Annotated in this window: 22 protein-coding genes and 1 tRNA gene; 15 read left to right on the top strand and 8 right to left on the bottom strand. The window is 58.2% G+C overall.

Annotated elements, in window-relative coordinates; genetic code table 11:
• Positions 1 to 159: 159 nt before the first annotated feature.
• Positions 160 to 1,026: a glutathione-dependent disulfide-bond oxidoreductase gene (yghU, locus tag CP97_RS06875; RefSeq protein WP_048886808.1), complete on the top strand. Its 867-nt coding sequence runs from the start codon at positions 160 to 162 to the stop codon at positions 1,024 to 1,026.
• A gap of 67 nt (positions 1,027 to 1,093) precedes the next feature.
• Positions 1,094 to 1,168: transfer RNA gene (locus tag CP97_RS06870), tRNA-Gln, on the top strand.
• 30 nt (positions 1,169 to 1,198) lie between these two features.
• On the opposite strand, the gene CP97_RS06865 is transcribed toward CP97_RS06870, so the two are convergent.
• From CP97_RS06865 to CP97_RS06835, 7 genes are all read right to left on the bottom strand, one after another.
• On the bottom strand, positions 1,199 to 2,452 hold the full coding sequence (locus CP97_RS06865) for a lipopolysaccharide biosynthesis protein (RefSeq protein ID WP_048885332.1): 1,254 nt from the start codon (positions 2,450 to 2,452) through the stop codon (positions 1,199 to 1,201).
• 39 nt (positions 2,453 to 2,491) lie between these two features.
• Positions 2,492 to 3,181: a retropepsin-like aspartic protease family protein gene (locus CP97_RS06860; protein WP_082863758.1), complete on the bottom strand. Its 690-nt coding sequence runs from the start codon at positions 3,179 to 3,181 to the stop codon at positions 2,492 to 2,494.
• Positions 3,182 to 3,251: 70 nt separating this feature from the next.
• On the bottom strand, positions 3,252 to 4,238 hold the full coding sequence (gene egtD, locus CP97_RS06855; protein WP_048885331.1) for an L-histidine N(alpha)-methyltransferase: 987 nt from the start codon (positions 4,236 to 4,238) through the stop codon (positions 3,252 to 3,254).
• On the bottom strand, positions 4,238 to 5,497 hold the full coding sequence (gene egtB, locus CP97_RS06850) for an ergothioneine biosynthesis protein EgtB (RefSeq protein WP_048885330.1): 1,260 nt from the start codon (positions 5,495 to 5,497) through the stop codon (positions 4,238 to 4,240). Before egtB ends, egtD begins: the two co-directional genes overlap by 1 nt.
• Positions 5,498 to 5,598: 101 nt before the next feature.
• Complete coding sequence (locus CP97_RS06845; protein WP_053106573.1) at positions 5,599 to 7,407, bottom strand: GGDEF domain-containing protein; 1,809 nt, start codon at positions 7,405 to 7,407, stop codon at positions 5,599 to 5,601.
• 102 nt (positions 7,408 to 7,509) lie between these two features.
• Positions 7,510 to 8,889, bottom strand: coding sequence for a class II 3-deoxy-7-phosphoheptulonate synthase (locus CP97_RS06840; RefSeq protein WP_048885329.1), 1,380 nt, complete (start codon positions 8,887 to 8,889; stop codon positions 7,510 to 7,512).
• Positions 8,890 to 9,037: 148 nt separating this feature from the next.
• Positions 9,038 to 11,980 (bottom strand): M16 family metallopeptidase, encoded by a 2,943-nt coding sequence (locus tag CP97_RS06835; RefSeq protein ID WP_048885328.1) that lies wholly within the window; start codon positions 11,978 to 11,980, stop codon positions 9,038 to 9,040.
• Positions 11,981 to 12,097: 117 nt separating this feature from the next.
• Here CP97_RS06835 and CP97_RS06830 point away from each other — a divergent pair, with 117 nt between their 5' ends.
• From CP97_RS06830 to CP97_RS06775, 12 genes are all read left to right on the top strand, one after another.
• Positions 12,098 to 12,679, top strand: coding sequence for a NifU family protein (locus tag CP97_RS06830; RefSeq protein WP_048886805.1), 582 nt, complete (start codon positions 12,098 to 12,100; stop codon positions 12,677 to 12,679).
• A gap of 81 nt (positions 12,680 to 12,760) precedes the next feature.
• Complete coding sequence (locus CP97_RS06825) at positions 12,761 to 13,354, top strand: malonic semialdehyde reductase (RefSeq protein WP_048885327.1); 594 nt, start codon at positions 12,761 to 12,763, stop codon at positions 13,352 to 13,354.
• Between the two features lie 18 nt (positions 13,355 to 13,372).
• Complete coding sequence (gene tsaB, locus CP97_RS06820) at positions 13,373 to 13,990, top strand: tRNA (adenosine(37)-N6)-threonylcarbamoyltransferase complex dimerization subunit type 1 TsaB (protein WP_048885326.1); 618 nt, start codon at positions 13,373 to 13,375, stop codon at positions 13,988 to 13,990.
• Positions 13,991 to 14,449: a ribosomal protein S18-alanine N-acetyltransferase gene (gene rimI, locus CP97_RS06815; protein WP_048885325.1), complete on the top strand. Its 459-nt coding sequence runs from the start codon at positions 13,991 to 13,993 to the stop codon at positions 14,447 to 14,449.
• Between the two features lie 169 nt (positions 14,450 to 14,618).
• Positions 14,619 to 15,056 (top strand): Ros/MucR family transcriptional regulator, encoded by a 438-nt coding sequence (locus tag CP97_RS06810; protein WP_048885324.1) that lies wholly within the window; start codon positions 14,619 to 14,621, stop codon positions 15,054 to 15,056.
• A gap of 132 nt (positions 15,057 to 15,188) precedes the next feature.
• Positions 15,189 to 15,608, top strand: a complete 420-nt coding sequence (locus tag CP97_RS06805; protein WP_048885323.1) for a Fur family transcriptional regulator — start codon at positions 15,189 to 15,191, stop codon at positions 15,606 to 15,608.
• Entirely contained in the window at positions 15,526 to 16,392 is an 867-nt protein-coding gene (locus CP97_RS06800) for a lysophospholipid acyltransferase family protein (RefSeq protein WP_227819708.1), read from the top strand. Before CP97_RS06805 ends, CP97_RS06800 begins: the two co-directional genes overlap by 83 nt.
• Positions 16,393 to 16,426: 34 nt before the next feature.
• Positions 16,427 to 17,770, top strand: coding sequence for a tRNA (N6-isopentenyl adenosine(37)-C2)-methylthiotransferase MiaB (gene miaB / locus CP97_RS06795; RefSeq protein ID WP_048885321.1), 1,344 nt, complete (start codon positions 16,427 to 16,429; stop codon positions 17,768 to 17,770).
• A 116-nt stretch (positions 17,771 to 17,886) separates the two neighbouring features.
• Entirely contained in the window at positions 17,887 to 18,942 is a 1,056-nt protein-coding gene (locus CP97_RS06790) for a PhoH family protein (RefSeq protein WP_048885320.1), read from the top strand.
• Between the two features lie 29 nt (positions 18,943 to 18,971).
• Positions 18,972 to 19,478: an rRNA maturation RNase YbeY gene (gene ybeY, locus CP97_RS06785; RefSeq protein WP_048885319.1), complete on the top strand. Its 507-nt coding sequence runs from the start codon at positions 18,972 to 18,974 to the stop codon at positions 19,476 to 19,478.
• A gap of 17 nt (positions 19,479 to 19,495) precedes the next feature.
• Positions 19,496 to 20,455 (top strand): hemolysin family protein, encoded by a 960-nt coding sequence (locus CP97_RS06780; RefSeq protein ID WP_048885318.1) that lies wholly within the window; start codon positions 19,496 to 19,498, stop codon positions 20,453 to 20,455.
• A 106-nt stretch (positions 20,456 to 20,561) separates the two neighbouring features.
• Positions 20,562 to 21,440, top strand: coding sequence for a LysR substrate-binding domain-containing protein (locus CP97_RS06775; RefSeq protein WP_048885317.1), 879 nt, complete (start codon positions 20,562 to 20,564; stop codon positions 21,438 to 21,440).
• A 76-nt stretch (positions 21,441 to 21,516) separates the two neighbouring features.
• Here the strand turns inward: CP97_RS06775 and CP97_RS06770 are convergent, their stop codons facing one another.
• Positions 21,517 to 21,981 (bottom strand): peptidylprolyl isomerase, encoded by a 465-nt coding sequence (locus tag CP97_RS06770; protein ID WP_048886804.1) that lies wholly within the window; start codon positions 21,979 to 21,981, stop codon positions 21,517 to 21,519.
• 142 nt (positions 21,982 to 22,123) lie between these two features.
• Between CP97_RS06770 and mgtE the strand changes: the two genes are divergently transcribed.
• Entirely contained in the window at positions 22,124 to 23,554 is a 1,431-nt protein-coding gene (gene mgtE / locus CP97_RS06765; RefSeq protein WP_048885316.1) for a magnesium transporter, read from the top strand.
• Positions 23,555 to 23,697 lie beyond the last annotated feature (143 nt).

The raw sequence follows: 23,697 nt of genomic DNA, 5'->3' as shown, positions 1-23,697 counted from the left end.
TGCGATCGCCGGCCTCTGCGCCACTCGCCGCCATCCCCGCCGGAATGGCGAAAACGTGCTTGGCAAAGCGAGGTTCTATTCGCCAAAAGAATTGCTTGCCTTGTTACACGCGGGATGTGCCGCCACCTTTCGCGCAACACTTTATTCAGGAGCACCGCAATGGCCGACCCAACCTACACCCCGCCCAAAGTCTGGAAGAATACTGAAAGCGGTGGCCAGTTCGCCAGTATCAACCGCCCAGTTGCAGGTGCACGGCACGATACTGAACTACTCGCGGGTGAGCATCCTTTTCAGCTGTATTCACTGGGTACGCCCAATGGGGTGAAGGTCACCATCATGTTCGAAGAATTGCTGGAAGCAGGTTTTTCGGAGGCCGAATATGATGCATGGAAAATCGACATCAGCGAAGGCGACCAATTCGGATCGGGTTTCACCGCGCTCAATCCCAATGGCAAGATTCCTGCCCTGCTCGATCGTTCGGGTGAAACACCGTTCCGCATTTTTGAAAGCGGCGCGATCTTGCAGCACCTTGCGGAGAAATTCGATTACCTCCTGCCGTCGGGCGGCGCAGCACGTGCAGAGGTGTTGAGCTGGCTCAACTGGCAGATGGGTACAGCGCCATTTATTGGCGGCGGCTTTGGCCATTTTTACGAATATGCACCGGAAAAATACGAATATCCAATCAACCGATATACGATGGAAACCAAGCGGATATTCTCGGTTGCGAACAATCGGCTCGAAGGTTCTCGCTACCTCGCGGGCGATGATCTCAGCATTGCCGATATCGCGGCCTATCCGTGGTTCGGCGCACTGTGGTATGGTGGTTATAGCGATGCCTCCACTTTTCTCTCGCTCCATGAAGAATATGAGCATGTGGGCCGCTGGATAAAAGGAATCGATGTACGTCCGGGCGCGATACGCGGGCGGTTGGTGAATACAGGGGCCATGGCCGAACGCCACTCTGCCGCCGATTTCGATGCAGTGGAAGATCGCAGCCTGTTCGAACCTGTGCGCAAGCCCGCCTGACTTTTCCAAACACTGCCGCGCTGCGCTTGCGCCTCGCGTCGAGGCCGCTATATGAGCGCCGTGCTGCTGGGGTGTAGCCAAGTGGTAAGGCACCGGTTTTTGGTATCGGCATTCGCAGGTTCGATCCCTGCCACCCCAGCCAGCGCTCTTGCGCCAGTCCAGGCATTTACCGTCAGGCGGCGCCCGGCGGCTTCTCGCCCACTCCACGCTCCCGCGTCATCAGGACAAAACCCGCAACGCTAACGCAGCTTGTCGCAAGGACGATCACGGCCGCGCCGATCACGCCCATGCGTTCTACCATCCAGGGCAGTGACGCAAGGCCGATAGCAGTGGGAATGCCGCGCAGCAGAAAATTGGTGATCGCCCGCCCTCGCGCGACCAGCAATGCTTCCAGGCTTGCGCCTGCCAATTCCAGCGCAGCTGCCGCGCTAAGCAGCACCATCGGCCAATAGGCTGCAAGAAAGGCTGTGCCGGCAATGGCGATGATGACCCATTCGGCTGCGAGCAGTGCCAGAACCACCACGATAATGCCGGTGATAATTGCGATACCTGTAATACGGCTGACGATGGCTCTCGCCTGATCCGGATCGCGCACCAGTTCCGGATAGACTGCGCGGAGCACAGCCTGCGCCAGTTTGAGCAGACCTTCACCCAATTGCGCGGCCACGCGATAGATGCCCGCCAATGCCGGACCGCCCAGCCCGCCAACCAGCAACACCAGCAATTGCCGACTGGCGACCGATAGCGTGCCGGTGAGGCTTGTACCGATCACGAATTTCCACGCCCCCTCCTGCTCACGCGGGAGGCGGGTCAGGCTGATGCGGCGCCAGGCAATAGGCTCTGTACGCGCCGCCATGCGCCAGTACATTGCCGCAGTCGCAAGCTCTGCAAGGCTCCACACAATCAGGAAAGACTGGATACTGGGCGTGACTATGGCGATGAAAATTGCACCAAGCACGCGCACGGTACTGGTGGTGGCATCGGCGGCGGCAGCGCGGGCAAAGCGATCATGCAGCCTTAACAGCCCCGTGGGGGTCGACCGGATCGACAGCAGTGAAACCACAGTGAAGATAAAGGTGGCAAGCCGCTGCGGACGCGGGATCGGCAGCCAGTCACCGGCAAAATACAGCAGCAGTGCCGCTGCTATCGTGCCGACAGTAATCGTTAGCGCATCCAGCGCTAGCGCAAAACCGGTCGCGGTCTTGCGGTCATCCTCCGCCTGTCCCCAGCGGATCACCGTCTGCCATGTCTGGAAACTGGCAAAGCCCACAATCAGTTGGGCAAAGGTGAAGGCAATCACGAACTGACCAAAGCGGTCCAGCCCCAATACGCGGGTCGCCAAAGCCAGATAGACAAGGCTGAGGACCGCATTGATGCCCCGTGCGCCCATCAGCCATCCGGTATTGGTAAGAGCGCGGCGGATCATTGCATCGCCCTGCCCCAGCCGCCACGCAAATGCAAAACCCTAGACCTCTGATTCGCTTGAAGCAGCATCCAGATCAGGCTGCGGGTTGTTAGGTGTGAGGATGAGTTCTTCCTGTTCGATACGCACCGATGCGAGACGCGATAGCAAATTCATGCCGATCACATTGGTATCACCCAGCCCCGGTGCGATGACGGCATCAAGCCCGCGTGCAGCGACATTGCCGAAACGCAATTCTTCAATGTTGGTCATATAGGCCGCCACAGCGCCATTGGCTGTCTGCAAGCGGATCGGCAGGCTGCCATTGCGCTCCTCAAGCCCGGCGGCATCGGCAGTGGCCTGTGAAACAGCGGTCAATGTCGCGCCGGTATCTACCAGAAATGCAGCGCGGTGGCCGTTGATCTCGGCCTCCAGCCAATAATGCCCGTCAATATGCATCGGGATGCGCGTTTCTTCGCCCACCACCAATTGTTCGGGCAGGCCAATTTCGGGAACCGCCAGTGAAAAGCGCGGGTCGAGGCGCGAAAGTTGCAACACCACCAGCACCAGGACGGCCACAAGCGCCAGTGTGCTACCAAGACGCAGGAGACGCCCCAGACGCGGCATATGGCGCAAGAGAACGGAACCGACCACACCTGCGATCATCGCTACAAGCGCGGTGAACAGAAGGCCGGAGCGCGGGATCTCGCGGATCGAATGCGCCAGCTGTTCCCAAATCGGTGCGAAGTCCATGGGTGGCTATATAGTCAGCTTTTCAGGCATTGCGATGCACCTGTGCGCCACATCGCTTCTTAGGCGTGGATCACGGGGCGCTGCGCGGAATGCTGGCATTGGCGAGGATGAGTGAGAAGCGGCGCCTTGCATCGGTCCAGTGTTCAACCGGCGTCCAGTGACCCGCCAGCAGCAGGGTGTTGGAACTGCGCTTGCTGAATTTATGGCTGTTCTCAGTGTGGATCGTTTCCCCCGCCTGCATCGCAAATTCCCTGCCCGAGACGGTGAAACTGACATCTTCCTGCGCCACGAGGTGCATTTCTATGCGCGCAAAGATATCGACCCAACGCGCTTCATGGCGGAATTTTTCAACGGGGATAGTGCCCGACAGTTCACGATTGATCCGTTCAAGCAGATTGAGGTTGAAGGCCGCCGTCACGCCCTGCGCATCATCATATGCAGCTTCAAGAACGTCTGTATCCTTGATGAGGTCCATCCCGATGAGCAGCATGGCCCCATCCCCCAGCGTCTTGCGCATCTCCCGCAGCAGATCGACCGCGGTCCGCGGGACCATATTGCCGATCGTGGAACCGGGGAAGAAGCCGAGCTTGGGGGTACTTGCTACCTCTGCTGGCAATTCAACCTTCTTGGTAAAATCTGCTTCGACGGGATAGACTGACAGGTGGGGAAATTTCGCCGAGAGATCGGCGGCCGCAGCGCGAAGAAAATCACCCGAAATATCGAGCGGAACATACGCGTCAGGCTTGATGGCGGAAAGCAGCAGCGGCGTCTTTACCGAAGAGCCAGAACCAAATTCCACCACGGCCCGCCCCGGCCCGATAAGCTCTGCAAATTCTGCCCCGCGTGATTCCAGGATTTCGGTTTCGGATCGGGTGGGATAATATTCGCTGACACCGGTTATATCCTCGAACAGGGCGGAGCCGCGTTCATCATAAAACCAGCGGGCAGGAATCGCCTTTTGCCCCTGCGCCAGCCCGGTCAGCACATCGGCGCGAAACGCACGGTCGACACCATCGTCATCCAGATCGACGAGACGAATTTCCTTGGCATTGGTCATCATAAATCCTTGGCGAGGCGCAGTCCGGTAAACTGCCAGCGCTGTTGCGGATAGAAGAAATTGCGATAGCTGGCCCGCGAATGGCCGCGCACAGTGGCACAGCTTGCGCCTTTCAGCACCCACTGCCCGGCCATGAACTTGCCGTTATATTCGCCCACCGCGCCAGCCGCCGGTACAAATCGCGGATAAGGCAAATAGGTCGAGCGGGTGAATTGCCAGACATCGCCGTAAAGCTCCTCCGTGCCCATGGGGAGCGGGGGCTGCGCGGGGTTCCCATCAGGATCGAGCTGATTTCCCGCAGCGGCACAAAAGCCCGGGCTATCCTGTCCGCGCGCTATGGCTTCCCATTCAAACTCGGTCGGCAGGCGGGCACCTGCCCAGCTTGCGAAGGCATCCGCCTCATAATAGGAAATATGCGCAACAGGGGCATCGGGATCGCGCTCCTGCCAGCCGCAATGCGTAAAATGTTTGCCATCGCGCCAGTAGAGCGGCGCGGTAATGTTGCGCCTGTTAATCCATGCCCATCCGTCAGAAAGCCACAGGCGATGGTCTTTGTAACCGCCATCGGCAATAAACTGCGCCCATTCACCATTGGTCACCAGCCGCCGCGCCAAGGCAAATGGTTCCAGCAAAACGCGGTGGACAGGTCCTTCATTATCGAAGGCAAAGCCATCTGACTGATGGCCGACACGCGCTATACCGCCGGGATGTGCAAGCCAGCCATTGCCCTGCACGGAAGACCGGGCAGGCTGCGCATCCCACATTGAAGGGCCGATAGGATTTTTGCAGAAAGCATGCTTAATATCGGTGAGAAGTAATTCGATATGCTGCTGTTCATGCGCAATGCCCAGTGCGATGAGATCGGCGTTGGCCGGATCATCAAGCAATCGATCCATCGCTTCATTCACATGCGCACGCCAATTCATCACTTCTGCCAACGTGGGCCGCGTCATCAAGCCACGATTGTCCCGGGCAATCCGTTCGCCTTCCGATTCGTAATAGGAATTGAAGAGAAACGGGAATTGCTCGTCAAACAAAGTATAATCCGGCACAAAGTCGCGCAGCAGAAAGGTTTCCCAAAACCATGTCGTATGCGCCGCATGCCATTTGGCGGGCGAGGCATCTTCCATGGATTGTACGGTGGCATCCGCCTCGCTCAAATGGCCAAGCAGACTTTCGGTCAGCTGCCGCGTGTTGCGGAAACGCACGGCAAGCGGGGCATCTTCTGCTGAGCTTTGGCTGGGTCTGGCCTGGGGCAACGCCCTCTCCTGTCGGCAATCACTATCCGTTTTCTTGCCATAATGGCGAAGTCGCTTGCCTATTGAAACCCCGTGCCTTTGTCTGTGTTCCGCATTTAGCGTCAGGCGGCGCGTCGCACCGTGTTGCGGCCCCCTTTCTTGGCTTCGTAAAGTGCGCGATCAGCACGTTCGAGCAATTCGCTCTGACTATCGCCCCAGCGGTAATGGGCCAGCCCCACGCTTATCGTGACCTTGGGCAGGGATGAACCCTGGACGCCGACCTCCACTGCCTGGCGGAGCCGTTCGGCAAGCTTGCGTGCATGAGCGACATCGAGCTGGGGCAGCAACCAGACAAATTCCTCGCCGCCTATCCGCCCTACCAGATCTCCCTGACGGGCCTGCTTGCGGGCAAGCTCTGCTATCTGGCGAATGACAGCATCACCGGTCTGATGGCCATAGGTATCGTTGACATTCTTGAAGTGGTCGATGTCAAACATGATTGCGGACAGCGGCGAATTGCAGCTTTGCGCAACATCCAGCATGGCATCGAGCCGGGCAAAGGTGGAACGCCGGTTGAGCAGACCCGTAAGCGAATCTGTATTGGCCAGCTTGTGCGCTTCCGCCGCAGAACGCACTGCCTGCCCACGCTCGAAATCCAGTGCCTGTTCCCGCTCTATCTGCTCTGTCACGTCCATCGCAACAACGAAGATGGCGATGCGGCGTCCATCATCGTCAAATTCATTCAGCACGGAGAGGCGCAGGACCCTTTCGGCGCCATTGTCCAGAGGTATGATATAATCGAAACTATAAGGATCGCGCGTTTTCTTGTGCAATCGATACTGGCTGAACAACCCCTCCCCATCTTCGGGAAGATAGCTGCGTACATCACCCGGATCGGATGGCAGATCGACGGGCATATTGCACAGCCTGTACATACGTTTTGACCAATGTTGCTCTCGCGTCACCAAATCCAGCCGCCAGCGGCCAAGACCGGTCAGCTGTTCGGCAAGATTCAACAGCATCAGATTATCGTGCAGATCGGCATTGGCGTGCACCAGCTCAGCCTGCATTTCATCCCGCTTCAGCAGCACAGCAGAGACGGGCAGCGCCGTTGCCAGCAGGGTTAACATCCAGCTTTGCAAGACTTGCGTCGCCTGCGGGATATCGGCCTTCAAGAAGGGCGCCGGACTGTCTCCGCCAATGCTGAAGACCATTGCCACAGCCGTATAGGTGAGCATGGTCATGGCGATGGCGGAATGGCCGTAGCGCACCGCCATGGCGACCATCGCAGCGATGAGCAGCGGCATCAGCGTAACCCGTTCGGCCTGAAGCGCAATTATCGCCAACGCGGCACAGGCCGCCAAGGCAAGCACAAGCTCGCGATCCAGAATGAAGCGCTTGCCCGACAGAGTGCGCTTAACCACCGCGCGCAATTTAAGCGAGAGCGGAGTGACAATCAGGATCGAAAGCATCCCGCTCATAAACCATCTGGCGAAGTTGACTGAACCGATTTGCGATTCGAACGGTGCGGCTATTATGGCACCGACAAGGCAGCTGGCAGCAGCGGCACCAAACAGACCGATGACGTGCCTCAACCGGCGCGGAACAGCCGTTCGCGAACCCAGCACCCGGACGTTGATCACGGCGCATACGGCAGCTTCCATGATGTTTGACGTCGCATAGGCAATAGTGCGCGCAATATCGCCACTATAGACGCCGATGGTTAGCACATGCGCGATAAACAGGACAGCGATCAACTTTGGCCAGTGGCGCTGGCTGATCGAATGGAACGCCGCGACAGCTATGCCGATCGGAAACCAGATCAGAACCACGGCACCCATGTCATTGCGTAATGCCAATGTGCCCGTGGCGATAATGGACCACAGCACGCCGGCTAGCAGCGGATCACGCCAATCTTTTAAAAGTCGCAAAGCTTTCTTTCCCGAGAACCTCAATCACCGGGAAGGTAAAGACATAGAGTAACGCGCTTACTTAGGCTGACCTAGGGGTTAGCCCTTGGTTAACCACGAGGGTCAGGCAGCAGCCCTGCGGCTTTCGCCCAATTCGAGGTTGAGCATTTCGGCCAGGAGAAACGCTAGTTCCAGCGATTGCGCTGCGTTCAGGCGCGGATCGCAATGCGTGTGATAACGCGATGAAAGCCCTTCATCGGTGATCGCCACTGCGCCGCCTGTGCATTCAGTCACATCCTGTCCGGTCATTTCCAGATGGATGCCGCCCGCATGCGTACCTTCTGCCCGGTGGACCGCAAAGAACCCGCGCACTTCGGCCAATATCCTGTCGAACGGGCGAGTCTTGAAGCCGCTATCGCTCTTGATGACGTTACCGTGCATTGGATCGCAGCTCCAAACCACCGGATGCCCTTCACGCGTTACCGCACGCACCAGTGGCGGCAGGTCCGCCTCCACTTTTTCGTGGCCGAAGCGGCCAATTAGCGTGATCCGCCCTGGCACGCGCGCAGGATTGAGCACGTCGAGCATCTGCAGCAGGGCATCAGGTTCAAGGCTGGGCCCGCATTTCACGCCGATGGGGTTGTTCACACCGCGCAGGAATTCGACATGGGCGCTGTTGATGAAACGTGTACGATCGCCGATCCACAGGAAATGGGCGGAGGTATCATACCATTCGTCCGTAAGCGAATCCTGCCGCGTCATCGCCTCTTCATAGGGCAGCAACAAAGCTTCGTGGCTGGTATAGAAACTGGCGGTGTTAAGCTGCGGCTGGTCCTCTATATCGACCCCGCATGCCTCCATGAAATCCAGCGCTTCGCCAATGCGATCGGCGATGGACTTATATTGTTCTGCCCAGGGGCTGCGTCCCATGAAATCGAGCGTCCAGCGATGCACTTCGCGCAAATTGGCATAACCGCCGCCGGCAAAGGCGCGCAGCAAATTGAGCGTGGCCGCCGCCTGTGAATAGGCGCGCAACATACGCTGCGGATCATTGGTCCGAGATGCCGGCGAAAACTCAATGCCGTTAATATTGTCGCCGAAATAGCTCGGCAAAACCATGCCATTCTTGGTTTCTGTCGCGGAACTACGCGGCTTGGCGAATTGGCCCGCCATGCGACCCACCTTCACCACAGGCAATTTGCTGGCAAAGGTCAGGACAGCGGCCATTTGCAGAATGACGCGGAACGTATCGCGGATATTATTAGGGCTGAATTCGGCAAAACTTTCTGCGCAATCACCGCCTTGCAGCAAGAAAGCTTCACCCTTGGCAACGGTGCCCAGTTCTTCCTTCAGCTTGCGCGCTTCTCCGGCAAAGACCAGCGGCGGAAATCCCTGCAGCGTGTCCGTCGCCTCGGCCAGAGCGCCGGCGTCCAGATATTCAGGCAGGTGCTTTGCTGTAAAGCGTTCCTGCTTCCAGTTTGCGGGTATCCAGTCTTGTGCCACGTCAATTCCATCATCAACAGCGATCCGTCCCCGGCGGGTCGCGAAACTCCATGATTTCGGGGGAACCACCGCCCTACAGCCGCATAGTCCCATCCGCAAACGTTACTTGCGAAACCTACCCTTCAGCGCGACGTCGAAATCTGCCTATTTATCGCCCGCTAGTTGCAGAAGAGCTGGCTGTTGCAGCGCCCGCTGCAGGCACGATCTGCAATTGCCAGCCCGGCCGTGAGAGGTACCGTTGCGCCAGCGATTGCATTTCTTGCGCCGTCGCCTCGTCGTAATCGGAATAGATCGTCGGCAGATAGGCAATGCGGTTGGCATCAAAGGCGGCACCCTGAAGCTGGTTCAGCCAGAAGGTATGCCCGGTTTGTGCCCGCAGCAGATATTGCCGCGCCGGTTCCACCACGCGTTCCAATTCGTCCGCGGTGGGGCCATTGGCTGCCAGATCCCGCGCGATGGTTTGCGCTTCATCGAAGAAAGCAGGCAAAAGATCGGGTTCGATCTGCACCAGCGCAAACATCACACCGCCGGTTTCCACATCAAGCGGCCAGTTGGATGTAACGAAGGGCGAATAGGCAGCACCTGCACGTTCACGCAGGCCATCCAGCAGACGATTGGAGAATATCTGCGAAAGCAGATCCAGTTTGCGGCTCTGCACAATGCCTTCGGACCCGCCACCCAGCGGCCATGCGATCACGGCAGCGGCCTGATTGTCATCACCGGCATGGGTAAGGACCTTGGGCTGCGCGCCCGCTTCGGGAAAGCTGACGCTTCGTGCAATCACTTCGGCGGGCAATGGCGTACGCTGATCCAGCGCGCCAAAGGTGCGCCCAAGCGCAGCGATGGTGGCATCGCGATCGATATCGCCAAACACCGCCACTTCGATCGGACCTTGCGCCAGCAAGCGTTCCCACACTACGCGAAATTCTGCGGGCGTCGCGGCCTGCATCTGCTCAGGCGTGGGTGTGGCAAAGCGGGGATCGCCGCCACGCAACAGAAAATCGAGATCGCGGTTCAGCACTCCGCTGGGATCACGGCCATAGCTATCATAAGCGATAAGGGCGGACGCGCGGGCGCGCTCCACCGGATTGGAATCCCAGCTCGGCATGGCGAGCTTGGCAGCGAACAGATAGAGCTGTTGTTCGAGATCTTCCTGTCGGGTCAGCCCCTGAAAAATGAAGGTTCCGTCCTCAATCTCGAAATTGAATGACAGCTTGCGGTCAGCTGCTATCCGGTCAAGATCGTTCTGGCCAAGCGGCCCGATGCCGGAATTGACCAGGGCCATCGACCCAAGTGCCGCATAGACGCCTTCATCATCCTCGAAACCGCGCCAACCTGCGCCAAACCGCACTCGCACTGTGATCCGGCCCGGTTCATTGTCACGCCCCATCAGCAAGGCGCGCACACCATTGGCAAAGGACACGCGTTCCACACCCAGAACGCCAACAGGCTCGCGTGCTATTGGCTCCGCTGCTTCGCCAATGACAGGCAGATCGGCAAAGTCGATGGCTGTTGCATTGTCACGCGCCACGCTGCTGGCGGCCACCGGTGTCTGTAATGCGGCGAAGAGTTCAGCCTCGCTCGCTTCGCCCGGAGTGGGGGTGAGCATGACTGAACGGATCACGTCGCCCTCAAACAATTCCCGCGTTGCTGCGAGTACATCGTCAGGCGTGAAGCGCGGCGCGACAGAGCGGAACACTTCGAGGAAGGTTTCCGGGCTGGCCACCGCCTCGCGAATGTCTACTGCTTGCACGATCTGGTCTGCCAGCTGCGATCCAGCCTGGATGCGCGATTGTTCAACCGAATCGACAAAGGCCACGTCGAAACGCGCCACTGCCTGATCAATTTCCGATTGTGCGGGCGGTTCTGCCAGCGCATCGGCGATCACGCTGCGCACATCGTCAAGCGCGGCCTGCCAATCCTGCGTAAGCGGTGCGAAGGTGACGAAGGTGCCATCGGCAGAACGGCTGATCTTGTCACGTCCAACTCCGGCAAACAGGAAGCTGCCACCATCGCGTGCACGGTTTTCCAACCGTCGATTGACCACTTCTGTCGCGACCTGCTTGAGCAGATTGTCACGGTTATATTCGAGATTGTCGACAATCTCGACCCACGGACGCAGAATGGCGAAGGTCACAGCGCGCGGCTGGCCCGGCTCCACGATTACATCTACTTCGCCCACTGGGTTGGAAGGGCTGGCCCCTGCAGGTGCCACAGGATCGCCAAAATCGGGCGCTTCCACAAATGGGCCGGTGCCGCTCCAGCTGGCGAAATGCTTTTCCACCACTGCCGCCAATGCACGCGGATCGGCATCACCAACCAGCACCACGACGGCGTTTTCAGGCCGATACCAGCGTTGGTGAAACGCCTGCACAGCCTCTGCCGTTGCGCCCTGCAAGGTTTCCACCGTTCCGATCGGGCTACGTTCTGCAAGCCGTTGTCCCGCAAAGAATGTAGCGGTTGTAGCTTCGGCCACGCGCCGCTGTGCGCCTGCCTGTTCCCGCCGCTCTGACAGAACGATCGGCACATCTGCCGCCAGATTGGCGGGCGAAAGCGTCGGCGAAGTTACCATGCCGGCAAAGCGGCGCACGCTGTCATCCAGCGTCGTGCGATTGGCATTGGGCAAGTTGAGGTTGTAGGTCGTGGCCGTAGGGCTGGTTGTGGCGTTGGTGTCGAACCCAAAGCTCGCGCCCAGACGCTGGAAATGGGCGATAGCTTCGCCCGGACCGAAAGTGGCGCTTTCACGGAACACCAGATGTTCAAGCAGATGGGCAAAACCGCGCTCGTCATCCCGCTCGTGCAAGGAACCAGCATCGATTCGCACTCGCAGGCTGATCTGGCAAGGTGGCACATCATTCTGCCGAACTGCATATCTTACGCCATTGGGCATTTCCCCAAACAGCCATTGCTCATCGACCGGAATATCGGTGCCGCGATAAATCCACGGATCATCGGGCCGTGCATATTCGGGCTGGTCCGCCTCTGTCGCGCGGATAACGCAATCCTGCGCCAAGGCAGGCAGAGGAGCAGCAATCGGAAGAAAGACAATGACGGGGAGGAAAGCGCGAGCGGCGCGGGTAAAGAATGCCATGATGCTCCAATAGCTGGGCAAGGAATGAAGGTCCGGTGAATAAGCCTGAAGATTTCCTTGCGCCAGCCTGCTCTTGCCCGCCTTGCCGCAGGGCGCTTCTATCCCTACATCACTTGCATGTTCATAGAGACCGAAACCACGCCCAACCCTGCCACGCTCAAATTCCTGCCCGGACGGCAGGTCATGCCACAGGGAACACGCGATTTCGCCACGCCTGAAGATGCGGAGGCCAGCCCGCTGGCGCAGACCCTGTTCGATACAGGCGAAGTCACCGGCGTGTTCTTCGGCGCAGATTTTGTTTCTGTCACGGCGGCACCGGGCGTTGCCTGGTCCGATCTGAAACCGCAGGTGGTCGCCGTGCTGCTCGATCATTTCGTCTCGGAAGCCCCATTGTTTACTGGCGGCGATGCCAGCAGCTTCTCCGTCCCCCCAGAGGCCGTTCATGAAGAGCTCGGCGATGATGAGGGCACTGAGGATATCGTCGCGCAGATCAACGAATTGCTGGAATCGCGGGTGCGTCCGGCAGTGGCCGGCGATGGCGGAGACATACGCTATCGTGGTTTTCGCGATGGAGTGGTGTTCCTGCAGATGCAGGGTGCCTGTTCGGGTTGCCCCAGCTCCACCGCGACATTGAAGCACGGCATCGAAGGCCTGCTCAAACATTACGTACCCGAAGTGAAGGAAGTGCGCGCCGCCTGATCGCGTTTTTCGCCAGAAACATACACCCCTGCCCTCGATGACTGTCCTCCCTTCCCGATTTCGCAAGTAAAAGGACCGCTTATGTCCCAGCATCTTTCCGACGCCGCCCTTGATCAGGTTTTTCGCGAGGCGCGCAGTTTTAACGGGTGGCTGGACAAGGACGTAACCGAAGACCAGATTCACGCGATCTACGACCTGCTCAAGATGGGCCCAACCTCGGCCAACCAGCAACCGGGCCGCTTCGTCTGGTGCAAATCCAAGGAATCGAAGGAACGGTTGGCCGCCTGTGCCTCTGAAGGCAACAAGGCCAAGATCCTCTCCGCGCCTGTCTGTGTCATCATCGGCTATGATATCGACTTCCACGAACAATTGCCGTGGCTATTCCCGCATGCCGATGCAAAGAGCTGGTTCGAAGGCAGTGAGGACGCACGCAAGGAAAGCGCCTTTCGCAATTCCGTGCTGCAAGGCGCCTATCTGATGCTGGCCGCCCGTTCGCTCGGTCTGGATTGCGGGCCGATGTCAGGCTTTGATCAGGAAGCGGCCACGAAGGAATTCTTCGCTGACCAACCGAGGTTTCGTGCCGATTGGCTATGTTCGATCGGTTATGGCGATGCGAACACGATCTTCGATCGCAGCCCACGCCCCGAATTCGAGACTTTCAATCAACTGCTCTGACCTGGAATACTGGGTCCTGTGCGAATACTGGCAATAGATTGCGCAACCGAAGCATGTTCGGTAGCCCTTTTTGATGGCGTCGAGCCAGTCGACGGGCGTTGCGAGATCATCAATCGAGGCCATGCAGAACGGCTGATCCCGATGATTTCCGACCTGCCGGAGAAGGGCCGAGCCGACCGCATCCTCGTTTCGCTTGGTCCTGGCAGCTTCACAGGCGTACGGATCGGGCTGGCAGCAGCGCGCGCATTGGGGCTGGCCTGGAGCGCAGAGGTGCTTGGCTACCCGACGCTGACACTCGTCGCAGCGCGAAGCGTGCAGTCCACTCCGCACCCCGTCACTGTCTGTATGGCGGGCGGACATGGCGAATGGTTCGTCCAAAATTTCAGCGCGGGCGACGTGGCTGAAGATGATGTCCGTTCGCTCGCGCCCGAAGATGCGATAAAGGCGTGCCGACACAATGTTATCGCGGGCAATCGCGCTGGCGAGCTGGCTCACTTGCTCGGAGATGACCGGATGGCGCTCGATCTGCTGCCCGATGCCCAAAGCGCAAATTTGCTGCATGAAACGCGTCTCTTGACCGATCTGACGCCGATTTACGGTCGCGGGCCTGATGCGAAACTTCCGGGAAACGGGTAAATGGACGATACTGTCGATGCAATCATGCAGGTCATGCGCGTGGCCTTTGATAACGCTTATGGCGAAGCATGGACGCGGCGTCAGGTGGCTGATGCGCTGGTAACCCCCAATACGCATTATCTTCTATACCGAAAAAAAGTGGGCGGAACGCCCGATGCTGGTGAAACAATCGGATTTGTCTTGTCCCGCAAGGCTGTAGACGAAGAAGAACTGCTGCTAATTGCCGTCGATCCTGAACACAGGGGAAAAGGTATCGGGAACAAATTGCTTACCGAATACTTGTCAGAGGCAAAATTAAGAGGGGCGAAGCGAATTTTTCTCGAAATGCGCTCCGGGAATCCGGCTGAGCATCTTTATCGCGAATTCGGCTTCACCCAGATCGGTGTTCGGCGCGGATATTATCGCGGGGCGATAAACGGGCCACTTGATGCAGTTACTTTTGTATTTAATATTAAATAAACCAGCGCTTTTAAACTTATTGGCGTATCTTAAGAATTACGAAGAAATTATCCGATATATTACGCGCTCAACCCTTGAGAATACATAGTGGTTACGCCAAGTAGCGCGCGACTCGCTTCCACTAAGAGAGAACGGGCAATTTTCGGGTTTTGCAATCACAGAGGTACAAATGGATACTCAAGAATCCGACACGAACGAGATGCTGATCACGCTTACTGCGGACATCGTCACGGCTCAGGTCGCTAATAACAACGTAGAAGCCGGCACGCTATCCGACCTTATCAAGGACGTATATGGCGCGCTTTCAACACTCGGCAGCCAGGCTGCTGTTGAAGAACGCCCCGAACCGGCAGTTTCGGTGCGCGCATCGGTAAAGAACGACCATGTCGTTTGCCTGGAAGATGGCAAGAAAATGAAGATGCTCAAGCGTCATCTGATGACCGATCACGGCATGACGCCAGAGGAATATCGCGAGCGCTGGAATTTGCCTGCCGATTACCCGATGGTCGCTCCGGCCTATGCCGAAAAGCGCCGCGAACTGGCCAAGAAGATTGGCCTTGGCCGCAAGCCCGGCCAAAAGCGCGGGCGCAAGAAAGCCAACAGCTAGGGCTGTAAATCTCTAAAGGCCTGATGATAATCAGGCCCTGAGCTTGAGTGAAGCGCCCCATGGCTTTATGCCCTTGGGGCGCTTCTCTTTTACAGCGCGGCAATATCAAGCCAAATGGGCCCGTAACTACAGATGATCGACCTAGAAACACTTTGCGCCGAACGCGGCCTGCGGATAACCGACCAGCGACGCGTCATCGTGAGAGTCTTGAGCGATAGTGACGATCACCCCGACGTGGAAAAGCTGCACGAACGCGCTTCTGCGATCGATCCCAAGATCTCCATCGCTACAGTCTATCGAACCGTGCGCCTGTTTGAAGAAGCGGGCATTCTTGACCGACATGACTTTGGTGACGGGCGCGCACGCTATGAAGCCGCGCCAGAGGCGCATCACGATCATCTGATAGATGTGGAGACCGGCAAGGTCGTTGAATTCGTCGATCCCGAGCTTGAAGCTTTGCAACGCCAGATTGCCGAAAAGCTCGGTTATCGGCTGGTGGACCACCGGATGGAGCTTTACGCTGTTCGGCTCGACCGGGAAGAAAGAAGCTGATCTGCCCCGCATGGTGCCGGCAGTAGCCCATCCCCCGCGGCGCATCGCCATACTCGGCTACCCAATAATCGCCTTGCGGCTTGGATTGATGATCATGCTCCTGATCATTTGCGTACCATTGCATTATTTGTGGAAATTGCTCGGTCTTGACCGGATGTGGCCGCGTATTTTCCTCGCCGGTGTGGGAGCAATAGCAGGGCTGCATATCCGCCGCCGCGGCAAGCGAGTGAAAGGTGCACTTCTGCTCTCAAACCACATCAGTTGGCTGGATATCCCGGCATTGGCACATGCGGCCAACAGCGCCTTTGTCGCGCATGATGGGCTGGCGCAATTTGGCCTGCTCAAATGGCTTTGCACCATGAATGAAACGGTCTTCATCGCGCGCGATCGCCGCGCGAGCGTGACGCGGCAGGCGGAAGATATCCGCGCTGCGCTGGACCATGGCGGCACGCTGACGCTCTTTCCCGAAGGCACAACCAGCGATGGCACCGGATTGCTTGCCTTCAAATCATCCCTGCTCGGCGCATTGGAGCCACTACCCGCGGGCGCGGTCATACAGCCCGTGCTGCTGGCCTATGAAGACGTGCCCGAAATTTCTTGGGTGGGGGATGAGCCGGGGCTCGATAATTTCAAGCGCATTCTTGCGCGTTTTCGCCCGATTCGGCTCAATATCCATTTCCTTCCGCCGCTATCGGGTGAGGAAGTGGCAAACCGCAAGGCGATGACCGCTGCCGCGCGAGAAGCATTGCGGCGCACGCAATCGTCGAAGCAGGCGGTGCTTTAACTCGCCGGCATTTTGCCTTAAGGGCGCGAACCTCATGAAAACAAGTGACACCCCCCGCACCTATAAGGTCAAAAGCTTCGGCTGCCAGATGAACGTCTATGACGGTGAACGCATGGGCGAATTGCTGGAAGCCAAGGGCATCAAACCCGCCGCCGAAGGCGAGGATGCCGATCTGGTCGTGTTGAACACCTGCCATATTCGCGAAAAAGCGACCGAGAAGGTCTATTCCGACATCGGCCGCATCGTGAAGGCAGGCAATAAGGCTGGTCGCGATCCGATGATTGCGGTGGCAGGCTGCGTCGCGCAGGCCGAGGGTGAGGAAATCATGAAGCGCGCGCCAGCAGTGGGCATTGTGGTCGGCCCGCAAGCCTACCACAGACTGGGTGACATGGTGACAAAAGCCGTCGCAGGCGAACGCGGCACCGATACCGATATGCCGGAAGATGCGAAATTTGCCGCTTTGCCGCGCCGCAGAAAGGTTGCCCCGTCAGCCTTTCTGACCGTGCAGGAAGGGTGCGACAAATTCTGCACCTATTGCGTCGTGCCCTATACGCGCGGTGCCGAAATCTCGCGCCCCTATACCGATCTGGTCGAAGAAGCGAAGCGTCTTGTCGATGCTGGCGCCCGCGAAATCACGTTGCTGGGGCAGAACGTCAATGCATGGCGCGGCGAGGATACCGCAGGCCATTCCGTCGGCCTTGAAGGATTGGTGAAGGAACTGGCCAATCTGCCGGATTTGGAGCGCATCCGATACACAACCAGCCATCCCAATGACATGACTGATGAATTGATCGCAGCGCATGGCGAAATCGACAAGCTGATGCCATATCTCCATTTGCCGGTGCAAAGCGGATCGGACAGGGTGCTCAAGGCGATGAACCGCAGCCACACGGCACAAAGCTATCTAAGGCTGCTGGACAGGTTCCGCGAAGTGCGGCCCGATATTGCGCTGTCGGGCGATTTCATCGTCGGCTTTCCCGGTGAAACCGAAGCAGAGTTCGCAGAAACACTGCACATCGTCGATGCCGTCCGCTATGCGGCGGCCTTCAGCTTCAAATATTCGCCCCGCCCCGGAACCCCTGCTGCGAATATGGACGACCAGATCGCGCCCGAAGTGATGGACGAGCGCTTGCAGCGCCTTCAGACCGCGCTTGGCCGCCACCAGCACGCTTTCAATCAGGCCAGCCTGGGCAAGACTTGCGACGTGCTGATCGAACGAAAGGGCCGCAAGCCCGGCCAATGGCTGGGTAAATCACCCTGGCTGCAATCGGTATTCTTCGACAGCGAATTGAAAATTGGCGACATGGTGCGTGCCGAACTGGTCCAGGCTGGGCCAAGCTCGCTTCAGGGGCGCGTCTTGGACAGTGTCCCAGCCTAAATTTGCTGCACCGCAAGATGTGACCTGCCGATGACTTTCCACCGCAAAGCGAGGGTGGGTATCTTGTCAGCGGGCGTGCGCGACCTACATTCATGTGACCACTCCGAAAGGAATCGATGTCACGCAAATCATCCCGTGCCGATGATCGCAGCAGCGACCACGCAGCCACTATCGCCCATCCGGACGCACCTGATGATCGTGAAAGGCGTGCCCGCATTGAAATAGGGTTTGACGAACAGGCCGTACTCGGCGCGCTTTTCGGTCAATTCGATGCCAATCTTGTTCAGATCGAAAACCGTCTCGGCGTCTATATTGCCGCGCGCGGTGACAAGGTCGTGATCGAAGGCGCAACAGAAGAAGTCGCCCGCGCCCGCGATGTCCTTCTCAAGATGCATGAAAAGTTGCTGACGGGTGAGGAGATGGATGCTGGCGCGATTGAAGCGCTGATTGCCATGTCTAGTGAACCCACGCTGGAAGGAATCATAACAGGCGATGCCAAGGCACCGCCAATCATGATCCGCACGCGGAAGAAAACAATTACCCCGCGCAGCGCCATGCAGGGCGATTACATGCGCCTGCTGGCCAGTCAGGACGTTATCTTTGCGCTGGGTCCGGCAGGCACTGGCAAGACCTATCTGGCGGTCGCGCAGGCTGTCAGCCAACTCATAACCGGCAGTGTGCAACGCCTGATCCTCTCGCGCCCCGCAGTCGAGGCGGGTGAGCGGCTGGGCTTTCTGCCCGGCGATATGAAAGAAAAGGTCGATCCCTATCTGCGCCCTCTTTACGATGCGCTGTATGATTGCATGCCGCCTGAACAGGTGGACCGCCGCATAGCCTCTGGCGAGATAGAAATCGCACCGATTGCCTTCATGCGCGGGCGCACGCTGGCCGATGCCTTTGTCATCCTCGATGAAGCGCAAAATACCACACGCGAACAGATGAAGATGTTTCTCACACGGTTTGGCCAGAACAGCCGCATGGTTGTGTGCGGTGATCCCAAGCAGGTCGATATTCCGGGCGGCCCCGGCCAGTCGGGTCTGCATGACGCTGTCACACGGCTTGAAGGGGTGGAAGGCGTTGGTGTCACGCGCTTTACCGCTGCGGACGTTGTCCGGCATCCTATCGTGGGTCGGATTGTCGAGGCCTATGAAGGCGAAGGTGCCCTGCCATGATCGTTAAGCTGGCCGCCACCGGACGATAGATGCATTTGGATGTCGACACCGAAGGCTGGCCTGCTGGCGAGTGGGAAGATCTGGCGGGCCGCGCAGCAACAGCCGCCGCCAATATTGCGCCCGAACTGGCACACCCAAGCCTTATTGCTAGCCTGCTATTCACCAGCGATGCAGAAGTCCGGACCTTGAACCGCGAATGGCGTGAACGTGACAAGCCAACTAATGTGTTGAGCTTCCCCATGCTGGAGCGCGTCGATCTAGTACATCTCGATCCCGATGAAAATGCGCAGGGTAATCCGCCGGTCATGCTCGGCGATATAGCCATTGCGCATGAAACCTGCGCCCGCGAGGCAGGTGAAAAAGATATCTCGCTGGAGCACCATACAGCGCATCTGATTGTCCATGGCCTGCTGCATCTGGCCGGATATGATCACGCCATTTCGGACGCCGAAGCAGAAGCAATGGAAGAAATGGAAGTGAAGGTGCTTGCGCTGATGGGTATTGCCGACCCATATACCGCGCTTCAATCGGATTAAGGGAATATGACAGGGCAATGCCCGATAGCGATAAACCGGACGGCTCCCAAAATGGAGACGCGGACAGTAGTAATAATCCCGGCACCTCCGGGACAGGCGGGTTGTGGAGCAAGATCCGCGGCCTGTTCGAAGACGAAGGCGAAACCTCGCTGCGCGCGCAGCTGGAAGAAGCCATTGACGAACACGAGGATGAGGCATCGCGCAATGGCGGCGATGAAATTGACGAAGGCGATTTGACCTCCGTCGAACGCACGATGCTGCGCAAAATGCTCCATTTCAGCGAACACGATGCCGATGACGTGGCAATCCCGCGCAGTGAGATCATCGCGGTGGACGTCAATACGCCCTGGGCCAAGATGGTCGAAACCTTTGCAGAACACGGCATTTCGCGCATGCCGGTCTATCGCGACCAGCTGGATGATGTGATCGGCATGATGCACATCAAGGACGTCTTCGCATTTCTGGCCAGCGGTGCACCACCGCCCGAAGACTGGTCCCAGCTCATGCGTCAGCCGCTGTACGTCCCGCAGGCCCGCGGTGCGCTAGACGTGCTGGCCGATATGCGCAGCCGACAAACCCATCTCGCCATCGTGGTCGATGAATTTTCCGGCACAGACGGCATCATCACGATTGAAGATCTGGTCGAGGAGATCGTCGGCGAGATCGAGGACGAGCATGATGATGTGCCAATTGAACAGCTGGTAGAAATCGCCGATGGCATCTGGGATGCCGATGCGCGTGCCGAACTGGAAGATGTCGCTGAGAAAGTTGGCGACCCGCAGCTGGCAAAGATTGAACAGGCGGTCGATACGCTGGGCGGTCTGGCCTTCGTGCTGGCCGAGGAGGTGCCGCAACCCGGCACCGAGCTGATCCATCCAAGTGGCTGGAAAATCGAAGTTACGGCAGGCGATGAAACGCATGTTACCCGCTTGCGCCTGCATCGTCCCTCACAGCAGGAATTTCAGGATGACGGTTAGACGGCCACACCGGCATTGTACGTTTCTGTTGCAGCGCAGCAAATTTTTACAACAGCGGCCCAGTTCTTTCTCGACAGAGCCACCCTTCGCGGCAAGATAAGATCTGATGCGTCGTCTCCCACCCCTGCGCGCCCTCGAGGCGTTTGTTCGCGTAGTCAGGCTAGGTTCGGCCCGTTCTGCTGCGAACGAGCTGGGGCTGAGCCCTTCTGCACTGTCGCGCCGGATCACCAATCTTGAAGAGTTTACCGGCCGCAAACTGTTTTCCCGCTCCGGCCAGACAATGCGTCTGACCGATGAGGGCCGTGTTTTCTATGATTCAGTGGCCCCGCATCTTGAGTCGCTGGCAGCGGCAGTGGAATCGCAAAGCGAAAGCCTGCAAACCTTGCGTCTGCGGCTCGGGGTGATGCCGCTTTTCGGTACGCAGCGCCTGTTCCCGAGACTGGGTGAATTGCGCGCCAGCCACTCGCGCCTGCATCTCGATATCGATACCAGCCCCAATCTTTTTGACCGGGTGGGCGATACGCTGGACGCTGCCATCGCACTCACCACAGGCCCGGCAGAAGGCTTTTACGGCGTGCAGTTGGACCAGAACACGATCCATGCCATCGCCAATGTCGATCTGGTGAAGCAGTTGGGCACCACGCCCGATGCAACCGCTCTCGAACAGCAGACCTTTCTGGTGCACACTGACATGCCGCGCGGGTTTGAGGCGTGGAAGGATGCCATCGGCTGCAAGGGCCTCCAACCCGCCGCAATCGACCATTATGATTCGGGCCAGCTGATTCTGGAGGCCGCCGCACAGCACCTGGGCATTGCGATCATGCATTCCGATCATCTGGCGCGGAACAAGGACCCACGCCTTGCCCAGCTCTATGATATCGAGATCGCCAGCCCCTATTCCTACTGGTTCATCTGCCGCCCTGCCGATCTGGAAGCGCGGCCGGTGAAGATATTCCACGATTGGCTGATCAAGGCCGGCCTCTAGGGCCGGTTTGCATTCCTTCGATGAAAAAGGGGCGCCGGTGCGGGCGCCCCTTTTCCGATACGATACAGGATCTGGTTCAGGAAACCGTCGCCTTGGTGATTGTGCCGGGATTGGCAGGTGGTTCGCCCTTGGGCAGCGCATCGACATGGTCCATGCCGCTTTCCACTTCGCCCCATGCAGTATACTGGCGATCCAGGAAGCTGGCATCATCGAGGCAGATGAAGAACTGGCTGTTGGCACTGTTCGGATCCTGTGTCCGGGCCATTGAGCATACGCCGCGCGAATGCTTGAGATCGTTGAATTCCTGCGGGAGATTGGGCTTGTCTGAACCGCTCATCCCGGTGCCGGTCGGATCGCCGCCCTGTGCCATGAAGCCGGGGATCACGCGGTGGAAGACCACGCCATCATAGAAGCCTTCTTTGGCAAGTTCGGTAATGCGCGCTACGTGGCCCGGTGCAAGGTCAGGACGCAGCTTGATGACGACATCGCCGCCCCTTCCGTCTCCGCAATCGAGCGTGAAGGTGAGTTTTTCGTCGGCCATGAAGTCTTTCTCCTTGAAGGGTACCCCTTGCGGAAATTTGCATAGGGTTCGAATGGGGGCCGATATAGGCGCGCTGCTGTGAAAGTCACCCTTGGCGGCAGGGCCCGCTTGCTTTTGCAGCGCAGCACAATAGACCACGGACATGGCCGAGACTGATCTTGAGGACATGGAAAGCCGCACGCTTGAACCCAATGATCGGGTTCAGGGCGAAGGCGAGCAGTTCGATGAGGAAAACCGTCTCAAGCCGGAATTCGTGCGGCAGATTCGTGACGCGCTGTATGACGACATAGATGATAGCGTCTACGATCTCGTAGAGCCGCTGCATCCCGCCGATATCGCCGATCTGCTCGAGCTGCTCGACCGCGATGAACGACGTGACCTTGCCTCTGCCATAACCGATCTGATGAGCGGCGAAGTCATTGCCGAGCTCAATGATTATGTTCGCGAGGATATGATCGAAGCGCTGCCGCCCGAAGCGGTGGCCGATATCGTCGGCCAGCTGGAAACCGATGATGCGGTGCAGCTGATCGAGGATCTCGACATCCCCGACCAGCTCGCCATCCTCGCCGAGATTGAGCCGGGCGGCCGTGCGGCCATCGAGAACGCGCTCGCCTATCCGGAAGAAAGCGCCGGCCGCCTGATGCAGCGCGAATTGGTCGCGGTGCCGGACAGCATGAGTGTGGGGGATCTGATAGATTATTTGCGCAACAATGATGATCTCATCACTGATTTCTGGGAAATCTTCGTAATCGATCACCGTTTCCATCCGGTTGGCACCTGCCAGCTCAGCTGGATTTTGCGGACCCCGCGCGACATTGCGCTGACCGATGTGATGAAGCGTGACCAGACGCTGATCCCGGTCGATATGGATCAGGAAGAAGTCGCGCTCCGGTTCCAGAAATATGCCCTGATTTCCGCTGCGGTCGTTGATGAAAGCGGCAGGCTGGTTGGCCAGCTGACAGTCGATGACATCGTCCACATCATCTCCGAAGAAGCGGGTGAAGATGCCCTGCTGATGAGCGGTGCAGGCGATGGCGATATTAATGAGCCGTTGCGTGATGCCTATTCCTCTCGCGTGCGCTGGCTGGTCGCCAATCTCGGGACGGCCGTGGTTGCATCGGCGATTATCGCCTTTTTCGGTGCGGCAATTGAACAGCTCGTCGCGCTGGCGGTACTGATGCCTATCGTGGCGAGCATCGGCGGCAATGCGGGCACGCAAACGATGGCGGTCACGGTACGCGCCATCGCGATGAATCAGCTGACCCGTTCGAACACCAAACGTATTCTCATGCGCGAACTCAAAGTGGCGCTGATGAATGGCGCGACCATTGCCGTGCTGATCGGGATAGCCACATCGCTTATCTTCAATCCGCAATTGGGCGGTGTTATTGCTGCGGCCATGATCATCAACATCATTGTGTCAGGCATGGCGGGCGTGATGGTGCCGGTTGCTTTCGAACGGCTCGATCAGGACCCGGCGGTCGCTTCCAGCGTATTCGTGACGATGATAACCGATTCGATGGGTTTCTTCGCATTCCTCGGCCTGGCGGTGGCTGTCGGGTTGGCCGGCTGATCCGCAGATCGGGTGACAAAGGTGACACTGTGTTACCCTCCAGTTTTCGCCCCATTCTGTTGAAACTGCGCGCTTTTCCCTCGTTCCGGACAGGGTGACACCTTGACGGCAGGAATTATTGTGAGCGGTTCTGGCAATCATGC

This window comes from Aurantiacibacter atlanticus, from assembly GCF_001077815.2.
In the GTDB taxonomy this organism is placed as follows: Bacteria; Pseudomonadota; Alphaproteobacteria; order Sphingomonadales; family Sphingomonadaceae; genus Alteraurantiacibacter; species Alteraurantiacibacter atlanticus.
This window is presented reverse-complemented; position numbering and strand designations above follow the sequence as displayed.